Annotated in this window: 38 protein-coding genes; 34 read left to right on the top strand and 4 right to left on the bottom strand. The window is 49.0% G+C overall.

Annotation, left to right across the window (positions count from 1 at the left end; translation table 11 throughout):
• The first annotated feature begins 13 nt into the window (after positions 1–13).
• From FHD02_RS21160 to FHD02_RS21060, 21 genes are all read left to right on the top strand, one after another.
• Positions 14–334, top strand: coding sequence for a hypothetical protein (locus tag FHD02_RS21160; RefSeq protein WP_016241561.1), 321 nt, complete (start codon positions 14–16; stop codon positions 332–334).
• Positions 335–421: 87 nt separating this feature from the next.
• Positions 422–844 carry a hypothetical protein gene (locus FHD02_RS21155; RefSeq protein ID WP_024196082.1) on the top strand — a complete coding sequence of 141 codons (423 nt, stop codon included), beginning with the start codon at positions 422–424 and terminating at the stop codon, positions 842–844.
• An 81-nt stretch (positions 845–925) separates the two neighbouring features.
• A complete protein-coding gene (locus FHD02_RS21150) occupies positions 926–1090 on the top strand; it encodes a hypothetical protein (protein WP_007372277.1) in 165 nt (54 codons plus the stop codon).
• A gap of 26 nt (positions 1091–1116) precedes the next feature.
• Positions 1117–1512 (top strand): hypothetical protein, encoded by a 396-nt coding sequence (locus FHD02_RS21145; protein WP_024196081.1) that lies wholly within the window; start codon positions 1117–1119, stop codon positions 1510–1512.
• A gap of 181 nt (positions 1513–1693) precedes the next feature.
• Entirely contained in the window at positions 1694–1885 is a 192-nt protein-coding gene (locus FHD02_RS21140) for a hypothetical protein (RefSeq protein ID WP_016241560.1), read from the top strand.
• A gap of 130 nt (positions 1886–2015) precedes the next feature.
• Positions 2016–2711: a hypothetical protein gene (locus FHD02_RS21135; protein WP_007372278.1), complete on the top strand. Its 696-nt coding sequence runs from the start codon at positions 2016–2018 to the stop codon at positions 2709–2711.
• A complete protein-coding gene (locus FHD02_RS21130; protein ID WP_306083951.1) occupies positions 2674–2931 on the top strand; it encodes a Lar family restriction alleviation protein in 258 nt (85 codons plus the stop codon). Before FHD02_RS21135 ends, FHD02_RS21130 begins: the two co-directional genes overlap by 38 nt.
• 52 nt (positions 2932–2983) lie before the next feature.
• Positions 2984–3442, top strand: coding sequence for a hypothetical protein (locus FHD02_RS21125; RefSeq protein WP_008786599.1), 459 nt, complete (start codon positions 2984–2986; stop codon positions 3440–3442).
• Between the two features lie 147 nt (positions 3443–3589).
• Positions 3590–3730, top strand: coding sequence for a hypothetical protein (locus tag FHD02_RS21120; protein WP_007372281.1), 141 nt, complete (start codon positions 3590–3592; stop codon positions 3728–3730).
• 15 nt (positions 3731–3745) lie between these two features.
• Positions 3746–4378, top strand: coding sequence for a hypothetical protein (locus FHD02_RS21115; RefSeq protein WP_007372282.1), 633 nt, complete (start codon positions 3746–3748; stop codon positions 4376–4378).
• Positions 4379–4835: 457 nt separating this feature from the next.
• Positions 4836–5510, top strand: a complete 675-nt coding sequence (locus FHD02_RS21110; RefSeq protein WP_008786597.1) for a hypothetical protein — start codon at positions 4836–4838, stop codon at positions 5508–5510.
• Positions 5507–5971 (top strand): hypothetical protein, encoded by a 465-nt coding sequence (locus FHD02_RS21105; protein ID WP_008786596.1) that lies wholly within the window; start codon positions 5507–5509, stop codon positions 5969–5971. Before FHD02_RS21110 ends, FHD02_RS21105 begins: the two co-directional genes overlap by 4 nt.
• A gap of 138 nt (positions 5972–6109) precedes the next feature.
• On the top strand, positions 6110–6349 hold the full coding sequence (locus FHD02_RS21100; RefSeq protein ID WP_007372285.1) for a type II toxin-antitoxin system CcdA family antitoxin: 240 nt from the start codon (positions 6110–6112) through the stop codon (positions 6347–6349).
• A gap of 2 nt (positions 6350–6351) precedes the next feature.
• Entirely contained in the window at positions 6352–6660 is a 309-nt protein-coding gene (locus FHD02_RS21095) for a CcdB family protein (RefSeq protein WP_007372286.1), read from the top strand.
• Between the two features lie 20 nt (positions 6661–6680).
• Complete coding sequence (locus tag FHD02_RS21090) at positions 6681–6839, top strand: hypothetical protein (RefSeq protein ID WP_016241558.1); 159 nt, start codon at positions 6681–6683, stop codon at positions 6837–6839.
• 154 nt (positions 6840–6993) lie between these two features.
• A complete protein-coding gene (locus FHD02_RS21085; protein ID WP_007372288.1) occupies positions 6994–7548 on the top strand; it encodes a hypothetical protein in 555 nt (184 codons plus the stop codon).
• A gap of 69 nt (positions 7549–7617) precedes the next feature.
• Positions 7618–8235, top strand: coding sequence for a hypothetical protein (locus FHD02_RS21080; protein WP_007372289.1), 618 nt, complete (start codon positions 7618–7620; stop codon positions 8233–8235).
• An 82-nt stretch (positions 8236–8317) separates the two neighbouring features.
• Positions 8318–8788, top strand: coding sequence for an HAD domain-containing protein (locus FHD02_RS21075; protein WP_007372290.1), 471 nt, complete (start codon positions 8318–8320; stop codon positions 8786–8788).
• 301 nt (positions 8789–9089) lie between these two features.
• On the top strand, positions 9090–9377 hold the full coding sequence (locus FHD02_RS21070; RefSeq protein ID WP_016241556.1) for a hypothetical protein: 288 nt from the start codon (positions 9090–9092) through the stop codon (positions 9375–9377).
• 10 nt (positions 9378–9387) lie between these two features.
• Positions 9388–9786: a hypothetical protein gene (locus FHD02_RS21065; protein ID WP_007372292.1), complete on the top strand. Its 399-nt coding sequence runs from the start codon at positions 9388–9390 to the stop codon at positions 9784–9786.
• Positions 9787–9869: 83 nt separating this feature from the next.
• Positions 9870–10196 (top strand): hypothetical protein, encoded by a 327-nt coding sequence (locus FHD02_RS21060; protein ID WP_007372293.1) that lies wholly within the window; start codon positions 9870–9872, stop codon positions 10194–10196.
• A gap of 362 nt (positions 10197–10558) precedes the next feature.
• On the opposite strand, the gene FHD02_RS21055 is transcribed toward FHD02_RS21060, so the two are convergent.
• Positions 10559–10897, bottom strand: a complete 339-nt coding sequence (locus FHD02_RS21055; protein WP_007372294.1) for a hypothetical protein — start codon at positions 10895–10897, stop codon at positions 10559–10561.
• 237 nt (positions 10898–11134) lie between these two features.
• On the opposite strand from FHD02_RS21055, the gene FHD02_RS21050 reads away from it, so the two are divergent.
• The 4 genes from FHD02_RS21050 (at position 11135) to FHD02_RS21035 (ending at position 13067) form a co-directional block, all read left to right on the top strand.
• Entirely contained in the window at positions 11135–11578 is a 444-nt protein-coding gene (locus tag FHD02_RS21050; RefSeq protein ID WP_007372295.1) for a hypothetical protein, read from the top strand.
• A 118-nt stretch (positions 11579–11696) separates the two neighbouring features.
• The gene (locus FHD02_RS21045) at positions 11697–12038 is read left to right on the top strand and encodes a hypothetical protein (protein ID WP_007372296.1); all 342 of its coding nucleotides are present in this window, start codon (positions 11697–11699) and stop codon (positions 12036–12038) included.
• A gap of 158 nt (positions 12039–12196) precedes the next feature.
• Positions 12197–12751, top strand: coding sequence for a hypothetical protein (locus tag FHD02_RS21040; RefSeq protein ID WP_007372297.1), 555 nt, complete (start codon positions 12197–12199; stop codon positions 12749–12751).
• Positions 12752–12800: 49 nt separating this feature from the next.
• Positions 12801–13067 carry a hypothetical protein gene (locus tag FHD02_RS21035; protein WP_007372298.1) on the top strand — a complete coding sequence of 89 codons (267 nt, stop codon included), beginning with the start codon at positions 12801–12803 and terminating at the stop codon, positions 13065–13067.
• Between the two features lie 67 nt (positions 13068–13134).
• Here FHD02_RS21035 and FHD02_RS21030 read toward each other — a convergent pair whose 3' ends face one another.
• Genes FHD02_RS21030 through FHD02_RS21020 form a run of 3 tightly spaced genes read right to left on the bottom strand, consistent with a single transcriptional unit; the run spans position 13135 to position 14304 of the window.
• Positions 13135–13365 carry a hypothetical protein gene (locus FHD02_RS21030; protein ID WP_007372299.1) on the bottom strand — a complete coding sequence of 77 codons (231 nt, stop codon included), beginning with the start codon at positions 13363–13365 and terminating at the stop codon, positions 13135–13137.
• 43 nt (positions 13366–13408) lie between these two features.
• Positions 13409–13867 carry an RES family NAD+ phosphorylase gene (locus FHD02_RS21025; protein ID WP_007372300.1) on the bottom strand — a complete coding sequence of 153 codons (459 nt, stop codon included), beginning with the start codon at positions 13865–13867 and terminating at the stop codon, positions 13409–13411.
• Complete coding sequence (locus FHD02_RS21020; RefSeq protein ID WP_007372301.1) at positions 13864–14304, bottom strand: antitoxin Xre/MbcA/ParS toxin-binding domain-containing protein; 441 nt, start codon at positions 14302–14304, stop codon at positions 13864–13866. Before FHD02_RS21020 ends, FHD02_RS21025 begins: the two co-directional genes overlap by 4 nt.
• A 154-nt stretch (positions 14305–14458) precedes the next feature.
• On the opposite strand from FHD02_RS21020, the gene FHD02_RS21015 reads away from it, so the two are divergent.
• From FHD02_RS21015 to FHD02_RS20975, 9 genes are all read left to right on the top strand, one after another.
• Positions 14459–14776 carry a hypothetical protein gene (locus FHD02_RS21015; protein ID WP_007372302.1) on the top strand — a complete coding sequence of 106 codons (318 nt, stop codon included), beginning with the start codon at positions 14459–14461 and terminating at the stop codon, positions 14774–14776.
• Between the two features lie 41 nt (positions 14777–14817).
• Positions 14818–15660 (top strand): hypothetical protein, encoded by an 843-nt coding sequence (locus FHD02_RS21010; protein WP_007372303.1) that lies wholly within the window; start codon positions 14818–14820, stop codon positions 15658–15660.
• A complete protein-coding gene (locus tag FHD02_RS21005) occupies positions 15632–15910 on the top strand; it encodes a hypothetical protein (RefSeq protein ID WP_007372304.1) in 279 nt (92 codons plus the stop codon). The genes FHD02_RS21010 and FHD02_RS21005 overlap by 29 nt, the downstream gene beginning before the upstream one ends.
• A gap of 59 nt (positions 15911–15969) precedes the next feature.
• A complete protein-coding gene (locus FHD02_RS21000; protein WP_007372305.1) occupies positions 15970–16413 on the top strand; it encodes a hypothetical protein in 444 nt (147 codons plus the stop codon).
• A 286-nt stretch (positions 16414–16699) separates the two neighbouring features.
• The gene (locus FHD02_RS20995; RefSeq protein WP_007372306.1) at positions 16700–16864 is read left to right on the top strand and encodes a hypothetical protein; all 165 of its coding nucleotides are present in this window, start codon (positions 16700–16702) and stop codon (positions 16862–16864) included.
• A gap of 567 nt (positions 16865–17431) precedes the next feature.
• Positions 17432–18274 (top strand): HNH endonuclease signature motif containing protein, encoded by an 843-nt coding sequence (locus FHD02_RS20990; RefSeq protein WP_007372307.1) that lies wholly within the window; start codon positions 17432–17434, stop codon positions 18272–18274.
• A 421-nt stretch (positions 18275–18695) separates the two neighbouring features.
• Complete coding sequence (locus tag FHD02_RS20985; protein WP_024196080.1) at positions 18696–18947, top strand: hypothetical protein; 252 nt, start codon at positions 18696–18698, stop codon at positions 18945–18947.
• A 455-nt stretch (positions 18948–19402) separates the two neighbouring features.
• Entirely contained in the window at positions 19403–19924 is a 522-nt protein-coding gene (locus FHD02_RS20980) for a hypothetical protein (protein ID WP_007372310.1), read from the top strand.
• 46 nt (positions 19925–19970) lie between these two features.
• Entirely contained in the window at positions 19971–20240 is a 270-nt protein-coding gene (locus FHD02_RS20975; protein ID WP_008786584.1) for a hypothetical protein, read from the top strand.
• Positions 20241–20809 lie beyond the last annotated feature (569 nt).

Below are 20809 nucleotides of genomic sequence, written 5' to 3'. Positions count from 1 at the left end.
TCGAGAGGTTGCTATGCATAAAATTGAATGCCCACGCTGTCTGGGTGGTAAGGGTGAGATCCGAGCGTTCCGGCACGTTCAAGGCGGTGTGTGTTTTCGCTGCAAGGGCCGGGGGTATGTCGAGGTGAAAACCATCCCGAAGCCTTCTATCCGGTTTGTTGCTATGCAGAAATGGGCAAATCCAGAGGACGTTAACTACAACAATGGGGATTTTATCAGGACGTTCTATTTCAAGGCCCGAAGTCAGGCTGAAGCAACAAAGAAGCTTCAGAAAAAACTCGGCGCGTCAGGTCGTGAGTTTTATGCCACTCCTGCGGATGATGTCCAGCAATAAATGGGGGCGTTTTGTAGTGGTTTATTCACTCTGAAATCTATCACTCTGGTTATGATTGGTTTCGAAACAAATGACAGGTGGTAACACATGAAAAACCAGGCTAAAACACAACATTCTGTTTTTAAGTTCATTCGAGCTGCGATTCCGGTAACAGTTCTATCGGCTATACAGTACGCTGTCATTTCTACATTGCTGGTGGTTGGAAAAATTGACCTTCAATGGTCGGAACTCGCTACATCACTTCCGTTATGTATTATTGCAATATTCTCAACAGCATTTGTATTTTACGACCCAAATGAATATGAGTACTTTCTTTCAGTGCTGGGAATGCTTACCGTTTGGGTTTTAGTGTTTATTGCATCAATACTCCTACTTGTAATCGCGCGAGGTTTTTCCTTCATCACAAGCAATTATGTAACATATGCTGAATTGGCTTCCTATTCCATACAGATAGGAATGATGATTGTATTTTACTTCAAGAGGGATAGTCTTAATCAACAGACCCTATAGATACAGTATTTCGCGATTAATATTATCATTGAACATTAACGCACAAAATTTACCCCCACGTCATACAAGGTTACCGATGCAATGAAAAATAAAATTATCGATGCAAAACTTGCATTTTTTAAAGTAGAGGGAACTCCAAGTACTGGTCACGTTGTGGTTATCGGGAAACCATCATCTGGGAAAAGTTTCTGCCTTACTGATGAAATAACGCGTTTGTTAAAAGCAGGTAAAAACCACGAAAATTAATTTGAATATTGCAAGCGGGGTTTGCTATGACATCAATTATTACCACTTTATATGAAAAACTTTCATTTCGTGTGCTCGCAGTTCCGCTGATTATTTTCAGCATTGAATTTTTGATATGGGCAGTGCTTATTCGAGAAAATGTTATATCCGGGGACTGGCCTTTGTATAGAACTTGTTTGTTCGCTTGTTTTTCCTCGCTGATTATAACTGGATTCACATTCCAGAATCCTGAAGGCAGTGATTTCCTAAAGGCAGCAGCAGGTCTCCTTGGATGTCTGGCCTTGGGGGGATTGATAATTATTATTTATTATATTGGCACTCTCGAATTTCCGATTATCACTGCCAAGATGGTTTGGATTTTCATGATGGCAAGCTTTACGTCTCAGCTTTTCACTTGCCTGATGAAATCGATGACTGATTAATTTGAAGTTCAGCAAAAACAATTGCAGAGCAAAGTTATTTATTCACTCATTTTGCGATCTAAGTATGCTTACGCTGAAGTAACCGAAAAGTACCTTTCTTGAAAAGTTTTTTCGGGATTTTAGGAGAAATGGATAATGGCATTCTCACTTACTTTCCATCAATACATTCTGGAGTAATAACATGTTTACTTTAGTTCTCGTGATTGGGCTTTATTCAAGTGGTCTTAATCCAAGTGGTGTCACCTCTCAGAAAATACCTGACTACAAAACCTATGATGAATGCCAGAGTGCCGCGCCTAAAGCAAAGCGTGGGGAAACTATCACCATCTTAAGTTATTGCATTCCCCAGCCTGCGGATAAGACAAAGGCGTAAAGGCTTCGCTATATGTGAATTATCGAAGGGGTGTCCATTTCATACCCGATTACTTCGTCAATTGTCGACCGGTGGGATAATAGGATTAAAACAGTTTTTAGCTTCACGATATTATGGAGAAACCGCCGTCATGCACCCATTCGATTCGGTCAGAGTAAAACTGAGTTTTGCCGGAAAGCCACCAGCGGCTTTACTGCAAAGCGCCCTATTTCTTGAAAATCAGCGTCCCGAATCCTCCAGTTGGAGCGACCCGGGCACGGCGGGTAATACACTGCTTCGCGACATCCTCCGGTCACAACCGGTTGAACTGAGCACTCTACAAGGCGTGGTTAATCTGACTACTGGCAACCTCGGTAAAGCCGAATGTAGTGAGTTGCTTGCACTGATGGGCCTTCGTAGCTTCGGTGAAGAAGCTGCTGAGTTAATGGTTCGCAATGCGTCAATGGTTTTTGCGAGTGGACAGGCTAATGCAAAGAACCTGATTCGCATGGAAGTCACTAAATCACACCTTACTTCTGATAAGCAGGTCATTGTCAGTACTGAAACCCTTGAGCGGCGTATGTACGTCATGAACAGCAACGGTATCTGCTTCGTCGTTGAGCCTGAGATCTGCCTTGATGCCGAGAAACTGCCGGGCGCGGATTTCTTTATCACTGAAGACGAAATGGATGCTGCGGGCGTGAGCCGCTGGGGTGAAAACGGCAGTCAGCACTGGCGATGCATGGTTACCTGGTTCAATGGCAGTAGCACCATCATGAACGAAATGGGACACATGTACGAGCTCGGTGATGAACCTGAAATTCGGCTCAATAGCTTCGGTGGATAAAGCCCACCAGCGAGGAAATACGATGAGACACGATAACGTCAAGCCCTGCCCTTTCTGCGGTTGTTCATCTATCCGGGTTCGGGAGATTTCGAATAATTTTCGCGCCTGCTGCAATTCCTGTGAGGCCACGGTGGCGTTTCAGGACTCCGAACAAGCCGCTGTGACGCGCTGGAATACCCGCGCTGAAGAGAAACAATCTGGCGGACTCCAGTCAGCATAAATTAAGCCCCGGGCTGCTCTGGGCCTGAATACCGATAAGAGGAAACACCGACATGAAATTTTACATCAGCGACGTTTTATGGAAATCCGGGCAGGCATTCATTTTCTCGTTTGTCACTGCTCCGGCAGTTGCGTTACTGCTCATTCTGTTCTGCACAGTTCTTACCAGTTCACCATCCAAGGTCTTCCTCGATCAGGCCCGTAGTCTGGTTGGAAATGCCACCAGCACCTCGGTCATGGTTTGCCCTGAAGAGAAAGCAGTGTTTGCCGCGTTCCGCTCCTCAGAATGCCAGCGACACGTGGTGAATGCCGATGATGCCATTAAACAATGGGACTCGCTGTTGCTCAAAGGCTACCTGATAGTGGCGGGTATCGCTCTTATCTGCTGGATGGTAAGCGAGGCAGTTAACTACCGCAGAAAGCCGTGGCGCTATGGGATCCGTCCCTCTGATATGACATTTAGCTATACAAAACTCGTGCCGAAAGAATCCGATGATGACGCGGATAAATAACCACTCATTTAGCACGGCAGACAGCCGGTCAATGCCAGCAGCACAGGGGGCAGTATGGGTAGACCTACAGGCAATATCGTCAGACTCACAAAATCAACAGGCCGCAGCAGCGACTTTTTCGGGCCATGTGAGTTGTGTGGAAAACATATGTCAGAAGCATTCCGTACCCGAAAAGCGCGTGAGTGGCAGCGTGAAAATGGCGAACTCTATTACGGCCATGATTCCGCCGTCATGTATGCACATGAAAAATGCATTCTGAATCTGGAAAGCAAATTTACCTCAAATTAACGACTGGTGAGATTTATGAAAATACCTCTGGGTAAGACGTTCCCAATTTTTTTTATCTTATTGGTGGTGGTGCTGGGGGGCGCTATCGCCGAGAAACTGCTATGGGAGGGACACCTCTATCCCGATTTTCTTATCAGTGATGCCTATGTGGCGAAAGATACTCAATTGCAGGCCAGTAACGACACAACACTGTTGAAGCAGTGCTACGCTCAGCACTTAACTGGATGTGAAAAGTATTATAGAAGCTTCAGCCAACTGGAGGTCAGGGGTAACGATCTCAAGTCGCTGTGTAAAGTCCTGACAAATAACACTGATCTGGACGTCTTTCAGAGTGATGCTCAATTGCTGGTTCGTTGCTCACGATGGAATGTTTTCCGTGTAATTCCATTTAAACCTACAGATAACGCAACTGATAAATTTAAGCCAATGGTCGATATGGTTGGGAGCTGGATGGCCTACAACCGGCTCTCAAAAGAGCTACTTCATGAAGATCCGGTCGATATCTTTTTTGTTGGACTGGATGAGGGAAAAAAGCAACTATCCCTGAAATATTGCTTTACCGGGGTTGATCAAATTCCTCCTCAAGTAGCTTTCCAGCGATGTGACACCGAGTCGGATACGACTAAAACCCAGAGTGACAAATCATGATGACATTTCTCGCTAATTTGCATCGCCATACTACGGCCTGCCGCAGCTTCGCATTCTTCACTCTGGTCTCCGGCCCGGCGATTGCTTTATTTATCACGTTCATCTGCATGAACTATTCAGGTTCACCTTCAGCGCATCTGGTTAGTGCAGCCAGGGCTGTCATTGATGGTGCTCCGGTCGGCAAACTAATGGTATGTACCGAAGAGCCACAATCCACGACTCCCCCGACACTTATCGAATCTCCCTGCGTTCGCGAGGCGGTCGATGAATCAATAGTAACCGCGAAGTGGGATTCAAACTTCCGAATGGTTTACGCAATGCTTGCTCTGCTTTCTTCTGTTATCTGGTGTCTAGTGAGCGCCACACGAGCGAACATATTCAAGGACGCTAAACCCCCTACTCGATAAGCCTGTCAATTCTCAAATAAAATGATGAAAAGTTGTGAAATTAAGGAGTGATGATGAACATAAATTACAGTATTAATAACAGTGTGCTCATGATGATGAGTGAGTTTATGATTACAGCTTTTGTAATCGTAATACTTTTTGTGATTGTATTAGTATATAACAAAGCGTTTAAGTCTGAATTAAGCATAAAAATATTTTGTTTTAGTCAGTTAACAGCCATTTTCATTTCCGTATTAGAAATAACAACAAAAAGAACAAATGCTGGAAGTATCAGTATTACATGGAGTGACGGCATCCATCAGTTTTATACTCACGTTTTTCTGGGGTTTGCTTTTTCTTTCTTACTTTTTTTGCTTGGTCTTTATGACTACAAAATGAAAGGCAACAAAGATGGTTTAAAGGATTGCAAAAAACATGTTTTACCGTGTTTCATAGGGAGTTGGTTCGTATTAATAATATTCTTTTTCTCCGCTTCGCCTTTGCGCTATGAGGAGAATTTGATTACGGATGCTCGCGTCGTAGCTTCGGATCCCAATCGAACCACAATTATCTATGCTGATGGGTTCTACTGGCTATTTGATATGGATAGAAATGAATTTGATAAGTCTATATCCAGAGAGATAGTCAGAGGCAACTACAAGATGTTATGTACTTCAGATACACCAGCTACCTGCTGGGCGGGCAGAAAATTCCCCAAAAACACATCACTGGATAAAGTTTTATGAAAGATTGTAACGCTGAGAAATATAGCTATTCATGTCTTTTCGCAGCGGTATTTAGACCAGGTGAAATGCCTGTCATTTCCGCGTTCCGGGCGCGGTATTGGGCTCTAATCATTCGATGGGCATTGCGTTTCGGTTACACCGTTTGCCTGATTGGCAGCACTGGAACCGGAAAAAGTTACCTCATCGAAAGAACGCTACCAGGACGGATCATTGATGCCCGACTGTTACTGGTAAAGAATGATTGGCATGGCCCTGTGCCATTCAGTTTGCGCGGTGCAAAGCCCGGCCCAGTTGGCATTGATGAGTCGTCCAGCTTTTCAGAGGAAACGCTGCGTCAGAACGCGGAGAACCTGAAAGAAAGAGGGGTAGTGTATACAGCACAAAGCATTGATAAAGCAGCTAAAGTTGCAGCCAACCTGCCAAACAGGCGTGTGTTGCTTATCATGATTGGAAAAACGTAGCCTCTGCGGTCTAGGCCATCTGACCTGCTGAACTGACGCAGTAGACTCTCTCGGAGGCAAACAAATTTGCTGGTGGGATAAAATGGGCGCATACTTAAAGCACGTGTAATCGACACGTGCTTTTTTATTGGAGGACACATGCAGGCTACAGCTGCTCGCCAGAAAAAAACCGTCAGTGTCACCCTTGAGCCAATGCTCGTACAGCAGGCAAAAGACGCTGGGATTAACTTGTCCGCCACGCTGGCAGAAGCGCTTCAGAGCAAACTGAAGGCCAGTGCAGCGGAAGAATGGAAACGACAGAATCGTGCTGGTATTCAGGAGTTGAACCGCATCACTGAAGAGCATGGGTTACTGTCTGACGAATACAGGACGTTCTGATAATGCAATATACCGTTTACCGCAATCCCGGCAACAGCCAGGCATACCCTTACCTGCTGGATATACAGAGCGACATCATTGGCGAGTTAAATACCCGCCTGGTGATCCCCCTTCATCGGCTTAAAAAAGGAGCCTCGGCCCCGGTTGCGCGATTAACTCCGGTCATACAGGTGGAAGGGAATGACGTTATCCTGATGACGCATGAAATGGCTTCAGTCCGCGTGAAGCAGCTCGGTCAGGCGGTCATGGACGCATCTCCGTTCCGGCACACTATCAAAAGTGCGGTGGACTTCCTGCTGGATGGTTTCTGACAGAGATAATGAGCGAGAAAATGATGAAGCAAAATGAACTGCTGGAAGTGGCAAAAGCCATGCGCGATTATATTGATGCCCTCCCTACCGATGTCGTTGCAGCATTACCGGTGATGCCGGGATTTGATCGAGACTGGGCCGACGAAGTCATTTACGAAGCCGAATCCGCCAGCAAATAACCCCCCGTCTGCGCCCGTTTCATCTGAATTCGGGCCGTCACAATCTTTCTGATTTTATTGAGAAAACAGCCTCTTTTTGTCCCCTTTTTTCCTTCGTCAGCAGACTCAGTCGTTCGATAATAAAAACAGACCAACACAACCACTGAGGTGTTTCATGTTAGCGATTATCCCGGCAGCAGGCACTGACAAGGTTTTTAAAACCTCCCTCAAACACGTGCTCGATGAGGACTTCCTGTTTGCAATGGCTTCAAAAGCAAGCGCGACGTACATTTCATCCCATATCAGCGATGACGGTGAGGGCACAGTGTTTTTCAGTCTGAGCGACTGGGATAACCTCAAGCCTTCCTTATCGGCTGATGGCTGGGATGGCGATACGATGCCCGGCTTCATTGATTTGCTGGATGCAATCGCAGCGCAGGGCTATAACACCGTCGAATTCCACATTTCTCACCCACTGGTGGTTGGCGCGGTCTGGTTCACCGATGAGTATTACTTCACGGTTACCCCGCTGGCGTATGACCTTGCCACGCTGGATGGTCAGTTTGTTCTGCCGGATGGCTCTTCCTACCGGCTGGATGACCTTGATGAAGTCAGCTATGACGAAATGACCGACTACTTTGACGGCATTATCGAAGTCGATGGCGATACCATGCTGGGTGTAAAGCGTAACGACGATGACACCGTAAACGTCAGCAAAATCGAAAGCTAACCCCTCCTCCCCGGTGTCGGTATCCGCCGCGCCGGGCTATTTTCCTGCCATCATCCTCTGGAGTGTTTCATGAAAGACCGTTTTTATCTGGTCAGCTTGCGTGACACCGTTGGTAGCAATACCGCTTTTCATAGCCATCACGGCAGAGGTTACAGCACCGATCAGCGTAATGCCCGGGTTTACACCCGCGAGGAAGCACAACGCGCATGGAATACGGGACGGGAGTTTGACCTGCCGGTTGATGCCGATGCAGTCGACCGCCATCTCGTGTTTCATGTTGATCATCAGTTTGTACCGGGAAAAACCATTCTCTCCGAAAGCGCCACCAAATATGTCGGCTTCGTTAATGGCCAATGGGACGGAAACGATCTGTTCTGGCTGGCTGATGCGGGTACTACCACGGATTTTTCCCTTGCCAGAGTTTTTGACTCACCACAGGCAGATAGACCTGATGTCGTCTGGTTACCCCATCACATCCCTGACGCTGCAAAGCGCCCTACCTTCAGTGTTGAGCGGATAGACCGCCGTAAAATGACGCAGGGGGCCGGTCTGCTGATGCCTGCCTGGCTGAAACGCCAAAATCGCCGACAGTCAAAGGGGCTGACTCGCTGGAATTGCCCCGGGTGTGGCCGTATTTCATGGCAACAGAATCCGTATGATTTTGATGGTTGCCGGTTCTGCATATAGTCAACTACCGCGAGAGGCCTCTATGTTCCGATTATTACAGAAGTGGTTAGTCAGGTTTACCTGTCAGGACGATATAGATTGTATGTCGACCCGGCGCTCTGCGGGCGAGTTCTGGCTGGAAATAGATGCCCGTCGTCACTGGATTTTCCTGGACATCGACGGTGTACTCCACCGGGCGGAAAACGGGTCACTGGAGTTTATGCCTGTGCTGGATCACGTGCTGACGCAATGCCCGCAGACGGGAATTATCCTTTCCACAAACTGGCGTACCGGCGTACCCCGGGAGATGGTGCTGAGTCATTTCCCTGCGGGTATACGCGATCGGATTGCTGGACTCAATCCCGATCTGGATGGGCTGGTGAATAACCACGTGCGTTATCACGAATGCATGGCGGTCGTTAAACGGTTCGGCCTACAGCATTACACCTTCGTGGACGATACCGCTCGACTCTTTCCAACTGACTGCCCTGCCCTGTTCCTGACTCACCGGCACGAGGGGCTGAATGCAACGCAGGGTAGCGCTTTGATAGACCGGATTCGGTTAATGAAATGACCGGTTTAAGGCTGAATACAAATTATTAATGAGGATGCGTTATGAATGAAATCCCACAATACGTCTATGACCTGATCGGTATTTGCCTCTTTGTTGGAATGTGGGTCGGAGGCGTTCTGCTTATTTGGTTTATTTTCTCTAATGGAGAGAGCGACGAATAGCCAGGCAACTGGCGCAACTGATGTTGCAGGATGGCCCCAACAATATCTTACCTGCTTACGCTCTGATTACCCGCGCAACGCTTCGTCAGAAGCGGAAAGCTGGGATAATGAATATATCCCGTATACACCAGGCTATCCCAATGAAAATTACTGTGTTTACTGCCCCTGATTGTCCGAAATGTCGCATGACGCTTACCCGCTTTTCTCTGGCTGGGGTGGACGTGAATGAGATCCCGCTGGTGGACAACGCAGATCTCGTTCGCCTGACACAAAATACCGGTGCGCCGCTGGTGGTGGTGGTCAACGATTCGGGCCGTGTGACGGGTTGGGGTGGGTTCCGGCCAGATCTTATTGCGACAACTGCCAATGGCTGGAGTGTCGGGTCACTCGATATCCCCCCGTCGCTGGTTAATCACGTCCTTCACTGAGGTAAACGCCATGCACAATATCTCTGTCGAAATCCCTGCGGCCCTCGGCGTACATCCTCCTTCAGGAGCGGATGTCGTGCTTATAGACGATCTGAATAACGCCCTCGCCGGTGCTGGCTTACCGCAACTGAAGATAGAGCCGATAACGTGGACACCGCCATCAGGCCGACCGGTGATCTACCGGTCTGAGGTTCCCGATATCCTGCGCATTGCAGGTATAAACCCTGACACCTCTGACATGGTGAAAACCTTCTGTTCCGGGCCACTGCCGATTGACGATAACGAGCTGGATGCCCTTCTGGAGATGCGCGAACGGGACGGTCATAGCGAAAGCTTCAGGATCGCGCTCTGTGGGGCGCTGGACGCGATTCTCATTCGACTCTACTCAGCAGAGCGTCAGCTTCGTTGAAACGCCAGTAAAGACGCTGGTGGCCTCATATGAGGTATCAATCGGCTCGGTTCCGTCTCAATAATTTAAAGAGAGCACGGTATATGAGTCCTGAAGAAGAAAAAGTGCTGCATCAGCGGCTGATACAGCTTGGCGATATGATGGGGGATGGCCTGCACTATGAGCGCGACGGTCAATGGATCACCCGGGAGTACAAAGCCACGTTGCGGGCGCTGGGGCTTTTGAAGGCTCCCAAGCGTAAGCATAACCCGACCAAAACACTCGCTGTGGATGAGCGAATGGCACAACGTGTGAAGGACGTAGCCTGTACCCAGTGCGCCGGGAAACTGAAACAGGTGCGCTCCGGGTCTCTGAAAGCGCAATGCACCCGGTGCAAAACCAAGTTCACCCTCCTGAAAACCATTAAGTAACTATACCCGCAGCTGGTGGTCACCCCACCAGCATAAAATATACCCGAAACTGTGACACCTGCGCTTGCCTGCCTCAATGTCGTGATAGCTGACAACCCCCACGAAGAAAACAAACCTCACACCTGCGATCGTCGTGATGCAACGATTTTGTCGAGCCAATTATATGAAGAGACTGTTATGAAAGACTTCCATTTCCTGTATGTCGAACTCCTGGTCGAATTGCTTCGACTGGTCAATTTTCTTCTGCCGTTGTGGTTTGGTAGTTGAAAATAGCAGGTAATACCCGGGCAAGACCTTCCCGTTTTTTTAAAATAAAAGGGCGCACATAGCGCCCTGTCAGAAAGGTATTTTGAAGCAGCAGACTACTTACGAAACTCCCATTGTTTAATCAGCTTTTTGACAAACGTCTCGCCATAGATCTCATGTGACTCCATGTATGCACAAAGCTGTATCAGGGTCATCATGCCATCGCGAAGGGTATCGCATGACTCGTTACGGCAATAGGCCGTGAGTTTGTACATATTCGCCCCGCAAACGTCCGGGTTGTAGAGATTAACAATCAGGCTTGCCGCGAATTTCTTTCTCTCTGCGATAGCGCCCAGATAAGCCAGCTCCCTTTTCAGGTCTTCCGGGATAGGTGTGACAGCACACGCTCGCGGGTTCAGGTTTATCTGGATATGGTCAAAGTCGAGTTCCTGCATTGTCCTGGTTCCTTCTGCTGATATTCGGTATCCGTCTGCCGGGCCACACGATTCTGCATGTAATGCCCTTCATATCACCATTGTACCGGATACCTGCAATTTGCCCCGTAACTACCGGTGCTGATGATAAAAAATATCTTTATTTTGCGAACGATATACACCAGTCCGTCCTGATTTCGTCAGCTGAATTGTGCCGGGTAAGCTGGTTGCCATGTGAGTGACCTAATGGAGAACACCATGCAGCACACTGCAACCACACACCCGCAACCGGCTAACACCGTGAGTATCGTCAGTACGACCTACGGTCAGACGCTGGTGGTACTGAACGGGAAATGTCTCTACTGCGCACCACCAGAGCGAGGAGACGAAGCCCGGCAGCTGGCATCAACCACTGCCGGGGCACTCAACGTGCCGGTCGATGTCGTCCACCTCGATACATTTGCTACCGATACAACCGAAAGCCAGCTGATGGCCCGCTTTGAAAACCAGAATGCCGGGCCGTGGTATAGCCATGCGTTTACCATCGCGTTCAGTGTTGAATACCCGGCGAAGAGTAGCGATGACATTCCACCAGCGGAATTACACCGTGCATTGATGAAGCGGGCCAGAGAGTTTACCGGTGATCTGGATGCGCTGGTGGAAGCCTGCGGGGCATCTTATGACAGTTATCAGATGGGGTAACTCCTGCTGGAAATGACCGCATTCTGCTGGCGTTTTCAATGAGATATCGCCAGCCGCTTTGGTAGAGTTTTCCAGATAGCAAGCGAACATCATAGCCAGTGGCAAGAGGTAAACCTATATGAATTCTGTCTGTCTTGATTACGAGAAAGTGGATTTTCTGGCGAATCTCCTGATCCCCACCCTCGCCAGACACCCCATCAGTAACAGTTTCCCGGAGCGCGGCCTCGCACTTAAGGAAAAGCACCCTGAGCTGGTGGGCTGGCCCGAGCGCAAACTGGGTGAAGTGGAAAATTACCAGAATGCACTGTCCAGACAGCTACCGAGCCTGAACAGCATGTCCTTGCCGGAGTTTATCGACTTCATTCTCACCCCGCATGTCGCGGAGTATGTTCTTGAGCAGGTTGGCACTCCGCTTGCTGAAGAAACCATGCAGCTGTTTATGGCGAAAGTGAAGGCATAACGCGGTTTTCAGCCCCATATACTCCAGATCATAACCGGCCTTAATGGTCGGTTTTTTTTGTGAATTTTCTGCCCCGAAAGCCTTCGTCACCTGCGGGGAGCGTGGTTAACTGGTTATGTAAACAAAACGAACAACACACATAACTACAGGGGTCTACCATGTTAAATCCAGCTATCTGCGCCATGTTCATGTTTCAGGGCTTCCAGCATGAAGTCTCCCGTCTGACCGCATTATCAGTGGCTAATCCTATCCCCCTCACCTTCAACTGTGACAGCGTACAGACAATGATCTGTGAAACGCTGGCTGGTGGCGAAATTGAATGTGCTCACTGGATGTTGGATGCCGCAGAGCAGATCTGTAAAGCCTGCGAACCTGCGTATCAGGCATCTGAAGAACCGGGAGTCTGGTACTACGACATTGCTGAACGTCTGGGCGCTGAAGTGGCCTGCCGTTGCGTAAAAGGTGATATCAGCACTGACCAATTGGTCGCTGTTGCAGTTAACCTCACTGAGTCATGGAACACGCTGAGCGAAGACAGCAATCAGGAGCCTGATTGCGGATCATATGAAAATACCGTCAGGACGTTGGTAGAACGTGCTGATACAGCAGAAGCGGCTTGCGTAGAAGCAGTCAGAATCCTTGATGGTGGTGAGCGGCAGGCGTTATCAAAGGCGATAGCAATTCTTCGCCCTGTGGCCGCAACGTTGCAGTAGATAGTGGCAGAACACCAATACACACAACACTCACTACAGGAAAATGACCATGAAACTCACCGTATCGACTCGCCCGGTAAGAATTGAAGGGAATTATGTCTCTGTCGTCTTTAATCGTTCCCATAACTCCATGCCGGAAACAGCAGAGGTTAAAAATGCCGATCAGGCGCGGGCATTCATCAACGATTACATCGCCCGTAATATCAACGAAACGCCGATGCATCTGGTGCTGACAAAAGAGGGCCGGGCATTTGGCGGGTTCGACGCGCTGAATAGTAGCCTTCCGCCCGCGATTGAATCATCAACCCGTTTGTAATGACTGACTGGTGGCGCTCAGTGAGGAGCGTCACCCGGCATCACGGAGGGAGTTGCAAGAGTTCTGATTAGCCTTTCCTGACCCACGCCCAAAGCATCGCACCCGCCAACACCGTCAGCATCAGAGCAAACACGGAACCAACCAGACTCGCATCGCCATTCTTGCCGGAGTAACCGCAGGTTTGAGATGCGTCACCAACTGCCTGACAAATTGAATCGGGATCAAGTCCCCAGTAGACAAAGGCGAACAAGGCAATTACAGAGATAAACGCTTTAGCGACTTTCGCTTTCTGAATCATCAGAGACACCTCAGTTCGTCAATGCCGGGGAGTTGCCTGTGTGTTATTTCAGGCGGGAATCAAACCGGAACGGAATTTTCTTAACCGTAGCCATCAGGTCAAAGAGTTCAGGGTGTGCCGGATTCAGCAAGTAGTTAAATTCAACCGGAGACAACGCACTTGGAATACGCAGCGCGATAGAAGAACCGCTTTCAGCCCAGTTATCACCGTAGAGCGCCAGCTCAGCAGGAGCATCCTCACTCGCCCAGTTATCAGGGAGACGGCTCATGTCGAAGGTCTGGATCTGATCATCCGGTACATCAAGACTCAGCAGTGTAAAGTCGTCCAGTAACTGCGGCGCGTGAATGTGTACCAGCGTTTCAAGCATGGTAAGGCTGGCCGTTTCAGACAGGTAGACCATTGCAGTGCCTACGCTGTTCCAGCGGCCCCCCGCTTCTTTCGCACCCAGACCAGACCACGCAGTCATCAGATAACGGGTCTTGGTCAGTCGGTAAAGGATCACGAGTATACCCCGTGCTCAATACGCGTAATCAGGCGCATCACTTCAAGCGCACCTGTCTCAGAAGAAACAAGCTCTGCCGGTGATTTCCAGCTCAGACCACGGTTCGCTTCGTTCAGCCATTTGTGCGCCGCTTCTTTGTCACCTTCAAACAGCTCTACAGCGCGTTCAATTACGCGGATAATGCGCACCAGACGTTCGCTCTGATCGGCAGTGAAACGGTCTTTGATGCTACGATTAAACGTCGTATTAGGTATACCCGACATTTTGCGCAGCTCAGACGGCGTGATGTTAGCCCATTCAGAAATGTGCTTAGCTACTGTGCCATCGAGACCGTGATTGATTTTATCCATCAGCGCGATACCGTCATTATCCAGCCCAGCAACCTGCCATAAGCAGTGCTGATTCGTTTTGGTAACGTCTGGAGAAAAAACTTTCATCGTCATAACTAGCCCTCCCATTTGGTAATTCAATTATACCATATGGAACACTAACGGCAATCTTTTAACCATCAGACAACCTCAGCGCCCTTCGTCACCAGCCCCACCTGCCAGATAATAGGTCAATAACGACAAAACTATGACAGGGGGCATCATGCCGAATCTCTTACGTTATGACCAACTGGACTCCTCACGTCAGCCAGCAGCGCGGGCATCAGCCGCTAGTGGCGAATTATGGTGTGCCCGCAACAACGTAAAAAAGCAGGCGGCAGCGTCAAAGGCCGCAATTCACCAGGCAATCAATGATCAGCACCGCATTACCCGGCTGCGAAACACCTTTTCGCTCGCGAAGGATATGCGTGAAAAGCCGGTCGTCTGGATTGAAAAGCGCATCCTCGAAAATCTGTGCATGTTCAATGAGCAGGGCGATATGTACCTGTTCACGCAGCAGAACTTTGTCAGCAAACTCTGAACCTCCGGCCCGGCTCGTCGGGCCATTAAAAGGAAACCGATATGACAGACTTCATTGATAAACTGGCAGCGAATGGTGTGGCCTTTACCCTTCAGGACGGACGAATCATCGTTGAAGGCGATCTTCGTGTCGGGTTTACGCTTGAGCCAGAAGATCCGGCAATTCCCTGCGACTATATTCCCGCGAATCTGACCGTGACGAACACCCTGACCATTCTGTCGGGCATTCATAGCATCCCTGCCGGGCTGGTGGCCCGCAATCTGTTTATCAGCTACTCTGAGCTGGAATCTCTCCCTGACAACCTGACCATTACCGGTACGCTCATGGCGAATTCTTCACGTCTTAAGTATCTGCCGGAAAATCTGACGGTGGGCCGCGTTCTGGACATCATGTGTACTGATATCGCCTATCTGCCGGATACGCTGAAAGTAGCTGGCAGTATGATGCTGTCAAACACCCGTATTACCACTTTGCCGGATAACCTGCATCTTGAAGAAAATCTGGCCCTCGAAGCCATGCCGTTGCAAGCGTTGCCAAAAAACCTGAAAGTGGGCCACAGCCTGTATCTGGATGCTGTGGCTCTGAAGCGGATCCCTGAGTGTATATCGTGCCCCGTGATTAACCTGGTTAACCCTGGTAATTTTGAAAATGTCGCGTCAGTCACCGGTATCGGCGGAAAGCCTAACCGCCATGTCTATGCGCTACGTACAGCGCTTGGCGTTCGCGTATGCATGTACGATTTGTCTGTAGACCCGGAAATATTTGGTCTGCTGGTACGTGGCATCTATGATGAACCCACGGCTGAACTACTTGATAAGGCCGCACAACAATGTATTCAGCGTCTGGAGGATATGTATGCTTCTGAAAACGCAGTTCGGCACTGACTCGGGTATGATTTATACCCGGAAGGTGTATCTGCATTACACCGACACTGACGGGCATTCACGCAGCAAGCTGATAAAAGGTTACTACTACCCGGGCGAAGTCCCGGTTGAGTCGTTTTCAGAGCGGGCACTTGCTCCTGGTATGCGCCAGCTGTTGAGTTGCCGCTGCGGCGCAATAAACTGGGTCGCAACTGGTGGTATCAACGAATACCAATGCGACTGCTGCGCAAAGGAAATAACCGTTTACTGACGGTCTGCACGGGGATACCGTTCGACCGGCATACCCATGACAATAAGAGCAGGTGCTAAATGACAAAAGAAGAATCACAATTTTATGCTGGTGCAATCTGGGCCGCATCGACCATTTACCGGATGCATTCTGACTCGGTGGTAGCGAAAGATTTTCTCCGTGAAATTAACGATCTGGATGTGGCAGCAAAATGTGGTGCTGAGTACGACGTTCTCCCATTACGCCTGTTTGTTTTGCGCGATTTACCATTGGGCCACGATGCGGATTATGAAGCCATCAGCTTCGGGCCGGTAGACCGTCACGGCAATATCATCTGCGATCACTCTCAGACTTCGGTCACCGATATCTCCGGCCAGCGAGCGTATGGGGTTTATGCCCGCCGTGCGGGTGAGTCGAATCTGACGCTCATCGACAATCTTGATGATGAAGAAGAAGCCGAACCACTGGCGAAGGTGCTGGCTGAACAGCTCCAGCAAATCAAAGAAGGTCGCTACGATATTTAAGCGTTAGACCACGTACTGCTGGTGGCAATACACTGGCGATTAAGGGGGTTAAGTGACTTAAATGATCCACTGACCTGTCTGTGTAAAGCCTGTTTATCCCAAAGCCGTCTGGTTCACCAGGCGGTTTTTTTATGCCCGGAATAGCAAGCACAACACAAAACGAAACCGATATTATCTTTCTGAAAATACAGGGCTTTTTATGCCCTGGTTTTCTTCGTCACCTGAGTCACTCACCAGATACTGGATACAGAAGCCACAACATGTAACCCGTTATCAGGAGCGACCCATGAAAGCACAAGCTGTTCGTAATCACTCTTTTGGCTCACTGAAGCTCAGCGCAAGCAATGCGGCAGCAGCCGCGCTGGCGCACCCGGTAACCCATTTCTTCATGCTGTTCGCCATCGTGATGTACCTGGTCTATGGCGGTGTAGTACTCGGCATTAAGCCGTAGCATTCCCTGTGGCCGGTCGCCCAACCGGCTTTGCCTCCAACCCTTCTGGAGGTAGTTGTTAACTTCCCCGGTAAACCGGGGATTTTTTTACCCGTAGTTCCAGCGTTCGCCACTGGAGCTAAAACCCACCAGAGCGAATTCCGTAACATAAGCGCTTCTTCTACGTCCGATCAGTACCTTACCCTATGAGCAACCCGTCACACTCTGCTAGCCTTCCTCCCGGAATGAACGACACTCTGATGTCCCTATATATCGAACCGGATATGCCTGGTATCGATGATCTCGTTATAACAATTATTCGGCTTCGGCGTGAGGGCTGGACAGCATCTGAACTGACTTTCCGTATACTTTCGTCAGTTGCATATCAGGTGATTCCTCCAGAGGCGTTTACCGACCCTAAGCATCACCTCCTGAAAGAGTATGTCAGTTTGTCCCGTGAGTTCGGCCTAGTAAGCGGGGCAAGACATAATGCTCACCTCCGTGGTGTCATTCGCAGAGGGATAATGTCGGGAATAGATAGAGCAGAGGTAATACGCCGCGTTCTTTTCTCCCCGCACTATTCAGAACATGAGGAAGATAACCAATCTGATTCGTTCCCTCGTTCGTCGTAACAACCGGGTGGCATTAACGCTTTTTCCCCGAATGTTCCGGTACAAAGCCTTTGGCGTGGTTGAAACAGGATCTGGTTATCCGCGACGGCCTGAACATCAGGAATCCAAAGTTTGTCTACTGGCAGGATATCTCAGAGTCCAGGAAGAAATTCGTGCTTCTCAGGCCCGTCTGGCTTTACTAAATACTGAAATCGAAAAGGAGAATGCTCAGGAGTACGCACGTAACAAAATTCCGGCATCACGGTTGGCTCACTTCAGGCTCTGGTTCACTCGCCGATTTGGTAATGACACATCCCGTTTGATTGAGTCCGTGGACACCTACTGCGAGGAGCAGAATCCAGTAATGGATGAGCAACCGGCTGTATTGCCATTACCACGCGGTCACCTCCCCCATGCAGATATCCGTATGCGCTCCCCGAGCTTCCGCCGAGAGGTTAGCGTTCGCGATGTGCATGTCCAGTCTCAGTTCCGTGAGTTGGTGGATAAGAATTTCGGAAGCCTGTGCGCGGTATCGGGCAAACACCTCAACGGTGTGCTGGAGGCAGCACATATTGAACCAACATCCGTAGCAGGCTGCTATAACGCCAGTAACGGCATTTTGCTATCACCAACATTCCACAGGCTGTTTGACACAAACATGATGGGTATTGATCCTGATACACTACAGATTCACTTCGCCAGCGGTATAGAGTTCCCTGAGTATGAAGGGGTCTGTATAAAACCGTTGTTCTACAATCTGGATAAAAACAGGCTCGGGGCAAGATGGCTTGAATTTAAAGTGAAATCACCTGCGGAGTAAGCCCTCTCCCCTCTTCCATCTCCCTGCCCTATCCAATCTATTTATTGGAAAGGCATAGCAGCATGGAGATAAGTAGCACACAAGTAACTCACCGATAATTCACATAAAAACCATATCAAAACAAATCAATCAGTTTATCGCATTTCCTAGCGCACTTTTAATTCACATTTTATGGACTTTTAATCCAATCCTCTCCTGTTCACTTTGAATTTAAGTGATATCAGTGAATGATAAGGTACGAATAATTCACTAAATAACAACTATGTAAATTCAACAGCATAAAAACCAGAGCGCTATCTTCGGACTGGTTCCAGTAATTGATGGTTTGAGTCCGGCCCGCATGTCATACTGATTTATATCTTTCGTGTAGCCCTGCGGTAGGCACGATTTCATCCCAATACATCCAGTGGCATGTGACTATATGATCGACCAAGCAGAGTTAATGAAGAGTGTTTTAGCGGTTCTGCAAGCCAGAAACGTGTCATTATCAGAGAGCCCTACGCGAATTCTGATGATGCTTCCAACACGGTTACGCGTGAATGTCACTGTAATCGATGCTCAAAATGAACCGTTAACCGCGACACTGATGCTGGATCAGGAAGGTCAAGTGACCTGTAAGCTGGCAACAGACCCCGCTGATACCGTCGTTGATATCAGTCGATATAGAGTATGATTTAAATCTTCGCGTTCCAGCCAGCCGTTCCCAGCTTCGTTGTAGAATATTGCAATAAGCCAATCCCCAGCCAGCCCTGTAATGTAACCGAAGAAAATCGTGCGCAATGCGCACGTAAAAATGTCTGCCCGCCACGCGGGCAATCGCCGTCCAAAAGCTTCGCTCTCAAGCGAAGCAGGCACGACATGTAAATTCGAATAGAGCCCTCACGGGGCGATTAGGCGAATTCGCGGCCCGCTAGGGCAAAGTCTCAAAGCGTATGGGGGTTAACACCCCCAAAACGCTGTGGAGACTGTTGTGGCTTTTCGGAACTACGATCCCGAAGTACTGACTAAGGGTTGCGGCTGCCACCAGCCCGGCTATCAGGCGACCCAACAATTATTTCTCCGTATCACTTCGTCACCTGCTCAAGGTGATTGAAAATAGAATCACAATTAGAAAGCGGGGAACACACAATGAACACTCAGACAAGAATCAAATTGAAAGGCCTCAAAATCTATACTGGCATGAGCCAGGAAACAGTCTGCTTTAACGCTACTGTCCTCTTCGACGGGCTGAGCATAGGTACAGCTGATAATGATGGGCATGGTGGCGAAACTCGCGTACTGTTCGAACCAGGAAAAAAAGAGCTGTTCCGCCAGGCCGAATCATATGCGAAGGGTCTTCTGCCAATCTGCCTTGGCGAACACAATGGCAAGCCATTTCTCATAGACTCAAACCTGATTGAAGTAATCGACCAGCTTGTCAGTGACGAGGAGCGTAACCGGAAAACTAAATCAAGTTTCAAGAAGGTTTACCGCAAGAAAATCTGCGTCTTACGCGAAGGTAGACTTTGGACAGTGGGCTACAAAAGCCAGGCTCAATACGCTTCATACATCGCACAAATCAAAAAAGAACATGGCCCTGATATCGTTATCCTGGACGATTTGGAACATGATGAAGCTTTCGAGCTGTACAGTAAGCACTTATACGCCTGACCATCAAGCGTGGTAGAATTGGATAATTCTAGCGCAGAGGATCACTATGAAAGTTAAAGAGCTTATCGCCCAGCTTCAGCTACACGACCCTGATGCTGTTGTCGTAATTGCCGGATTTGAAACCCAGAGTACTGGACTGGTTGCCGAGGCCGATACTATTAAAGAATGCGTGACAGTTCCTGTCCAAGCGGACAGCATGACGGGTGACCGTTCGTTGGCAAAGGAGGGTTCACCTTCTGTCTGGTTGGGATGGGGGAATGATTACCGCACGGAGTTCTTCGTTAGTGCCATCAACGACCCGGACGAATTAGCCTAACTATATCGAATACCCAAGAGCCTCTACTTCAGAGGCTTTTTTATTTGATGGGTCTTACGGGAAACCTTGTCATTCATTTACCAATAGTTGCAGGGCGTATCCTCCAGCGCTAAGTCACTTAACCCCCTTAATCGCCAGCCAGCATCTCCGGGTTCTGCCCGACCCGTGGATTACTTAACACCCTTAATCGCCAGTCAGCCTCTCCGGGTTCTGCCCGTACCGTGGGTCACTTAACCCCCTTAATCGCCAGCCAGCCTCTCCGGTTTCTGCCCGTACAGTGGGTCACTTAACCCCCTTAATCGCCAGCCAGCCTCTCCGGTTTCTGCCCGTACAGTGGGTCACTTAACCCCCTTAATCGCCAGCCAGCATCTCCGGGTTCTGCCCGACCCGTGGGTTACTTAACCCCCTTAATCGCCAGTCAGTCTCTCCGGGTTCTGCCCGCCCCGTGGATTACTTAACCCCCTTAATCGCCAGAAGAGAAAGATGATGTGTCATTGAACTGCATTTCGAGATCGCAAAATGAAGAAAAAACAAAATAGAATGTTAGCGTCTCAATCTTATTGCCGTTA

This window comes from Citrobacter sp. EC_71 (assembly GCF_019584005.1).
In the GTDB taxonomy this organism is placed as follows: domain Bacteria; phylum Pseudomonadota; class Gammaproteobacteria; order Enterobacterales; family Enterobacteriaceae; genus Citrobacter; species Citrobacter werkmanii.
The sequence above is the reverse complement of the archived record's forward strand: the minus strand, read 5'-3'. Positions and strand labels throughout refer to the sequence as shown.

What these genes read in the sequence shown, in the direction of transcription:
- FHD02_RS21000 (WP_007372305.1), top strand. Translation starts at nt 15,970, where the DNA reads ATGACAAAAGAAGAATCACAATTTTATGCTGGTGCAATCTGGGCCGCA.
- FHD02_RS21050 (WP_007372295.1), top strand. Translation starts at nt 11,135, where the DNA reads ATGCAGCACACTGCAACCACACACCCGCAACCGGCTAACACCGTGAGT.
- FHD02_RS21075 (WP_007372290.1), top strand. Translation starts at nt 8,318, where the DNA reads ATGTCGACCCGGCGCTCTGCGGGCGAGTTCTGGCTGGAAATAGATGCC.
- FHD02_RS21095 (WP_007372286.1), top strand. Translation starts at nt 6,352, where the DNA reads ATGCAATATACCGTTTACCGCAATCCCGGCAACAGCCAGGCATACCCT.
- FHD02_RS21120 (WP_007372281.1), top strand. Translation starts at nt 3,590, where the DNA reads ATGTCAGAAGCATTCCGTACCCGAAAAGCGCGTGAGTGGCAGCGTGAA.
- FHD02_RS21080 (WP_007372289.1), top strand. Translation starts at nt 7,618, where the DNA reads ATGAAAGACCGTTTTTATCTGGTCAGCTTGCGTGACACCGTTGGTAGC.
- FHD02_RS21130 (WP_306083951.1), top strand. Translation starts at nt 2,674, where the DNA reads ATGAACCTGAAATTCGGCTCAATAGCTTCGGTGGATAAAGCCCACCAG.
- FHD02_RS21070 (WP_016241556.1), top strand. Translation starts at nt 9,090, where the DNA reads ATGAAAATTACTGTGTTTACTGCCCCTGATTGTCCGAAATGTCGCATG.
- FHD02_RS21055 (WP_007372294.1), bottom strand. Translation starts at nt 10,897, where the DNA reads ATGCAGGAACTCGACTTTGACCATATCCAGATAAACCTGAACCCGCGA.
- FHD02_RS21015 (WP_007372302.1), top strand. Translation starts at nt 14,459, where the DNA reads ATGCCGAATCTCTTACGTTATGACCAACTGGACTCCTCACGTCAGCCA.
- FHD02_RS21110 (WP_008786597.1), top strand. Translation starts at nt 4,836, where the DNA reads ATGATGAACATAAATTACAGTATTAATAACAGTGTGCTCATGATGATG.
- FHD02_RS20995 (WP_007372306.1), top strand. Translation starts at nt 16,700, where the DNA reads ATGAAAGCACAAGCTGTTCGTAATCACTCTTTTGGCTCACTGAAGCTC.
- FHD02_RS21135 (WP_007372278.1), top strand. Translation starts at nt 2,016, where the DNA reads ATGCACCCATTCGATTCGGTCAGAGTAAAACTGAGTTTTGCCGGAAAG.
- FHD02_RS21105 (WP_008786596.1), top strand. Translation starts at nt 5,507, where the DNA reads ATGAAAGATTGTAACGCTGAGAAATATAGCTATTCATGTCTTTTCGCA.
- FHD02_RS21150 (WP_007372277.1), top strand. Translation starts at nt 926, where the DNA reads ATGAAAAATAAAATTATCGATGCAAAACTTGCATTTTTTAAAGTAGAG.
- FHD02_RS21160 (WP_016241561.1), top strand. Translation starts at nt 14, where the DNA reads ATGCATAAAATTGAATGCCCACGCTGTCTGGGTGGTAAGGGTGAGATC.
- FHD02_RS20990 (WP_007372307.1), top strand. Translation starts at nt 17,432, where the DNA reads ATGAGGAAGATAACCAATCTGATTCGTTCCCTCGTTCGTCGTAACAAC.
- FHD02_RS21090 (WP_016241558.1), top strand. Translation starts at nt 6,681, where the DNA reads ATGATGAAGCAAAATGAACTGCTGGAAGTGGCAAAAGCCATGCGCGAT.
- FHD02_RS21100 (WP_007372285.1), top strand. Translation starts at nt 6,110, where the DNA reads ATGCAGGCTACAGCTGCTCGCCAGAAAAAAACCGTCAGTGTCACCCTT.
- FHD02_RS21065 (WP_007372292.1), top strand. Translation starts at nt 9,388, where the DNA reads ATGCACAATATCTCTGTCGAAATCCCTGCGGCCCTCGGCGTACATCCT.
- FHD02_RS21020 (WP_007372301.1), bottom strand. Translation starts at nt 14,304, where the DNA reads ATGAAAGTTTTTTCTCCAGACGTTACCAAAACGAATCAGCACTGCTTA.
- FHD02_RS21010 (WP_007372303.1), top strand. Translation starts at nt 14,818, where the DNA reads ATGACAGACTTCATTGATAAACTGGCAGCGAATGGTGTGGCCTTTACC.
- FHD02_RS21115 (WP_007372282.1), top strand. Translation starts at nt 3,746, where the DNA reads ATGAAAATACCTCTGGGTAAGACGTTCCCAATTTTTTTTATCTTATTG.
- FHD02_RS21030 (WP_007372299.1), bottom strand. Translation starts at nt 13,365, where the DNA reads ATGATTCAGAAAGCGAAAGTCGCTAAAGCGTTTATCTCTGTAATTGCC.
- FHD02_RS21005 (WP_007372304.1), top strand. Translation starts at nt 15,632, where the DNA reads ATGCTTCTGAAAACGCAGTTCGGCACTGACTCGGGTATGATTTATACC.
- FHD02_RS21085 (WP_007372288.1), top strand. Translation starts at nt 6,994, where the DNA reads ATGTTAGCGATTATCCCGGCAGCAGGCACTGACAAGGTTTTTAAAACC.
- FHD02_RS21035 (WP_007372298.1), top strand. Translation starts at nt 12,801, where the DNA reads ATGAAACTCACCGTATCGACTCGCCCGGTAAGAATTGAAGGGAATTAT.
- FHD02_RS21145 (WP_024196081.1), top strand. Translation starts at nt 1,117, where the DNA reads ATGACATCAATTATTACCACTTTATATGAAAAACTTTCATTTCGTGTG.
- FHD02_RS21125 (WP_008786599.1), top strand. Translation starts at nt 2,984, where the DNA reads ATGAAATTTTACATCAGCGACGTTTTATGGAAATCCGGGCAGGCATTC.
- FHD02_RS21045 (WP_007372296.1), top strand. Translation starts at nt 11,697, where the DNA reads ATGAATTCTGTCTGTCTTGATTACGAGAAAGTGGATTTTCTGGCGAAT.
- FHD02_RS21060 (WP_007372293.1), top strand. Translation starts at nt 9,870, where the DNA reads ATGAGTCCTGAAGAAGAAAAAGTGCTGCATCAGCGGCTGATACAGCTT.
- FHD02_RS21140 (WP_016241560.1), top strand. Translation starts at nt 1,694, where the DNA reads ATGTTTACTTTAGTTCTCGTGATTGGGCTTTATTCAAGTGGTCTTAAT.
- FHD02_RS20985 (WP_024196080.1), top strand. Translation starts at nt 18,696, where the DNA reads ATGATCGACCAAGCAGAGTTAATGAAGAGTGTTTTAGCGGTTCTGCAA.
- FHD02_RS20980 (WP_007372310.1), top strand. Translation starts at nt 19,403, where the DNA reads ATGAACACTCAGACAAGAATCAAATTGAAAGGCCTCAAAATCTATACT.
- FHD02_RS21040 (WP_007372297.1), top strand. Translation starts at nt 12,197, where the DNA reads ATGTTAAATCCAGCTATCTGCGCCATGTTCATGTTTCAGGGCTTCCAG.
- FHD02_RS21155 (WP_024196082.1), top strand. Translation starts at nt 422, where the DNA reads ATGAAAAACCAGGCTAAAACACAACATTCTGTTTTTAAGTTCATTCGA.
- FHD02_RS20975 (WP_008786584.1), top strand. Translation starts at nt 19,971, where the DNA reads ATGAAAGTTAAAGAGCTTATCGCCCAGCTTCAGCTACACGACCCTGAT.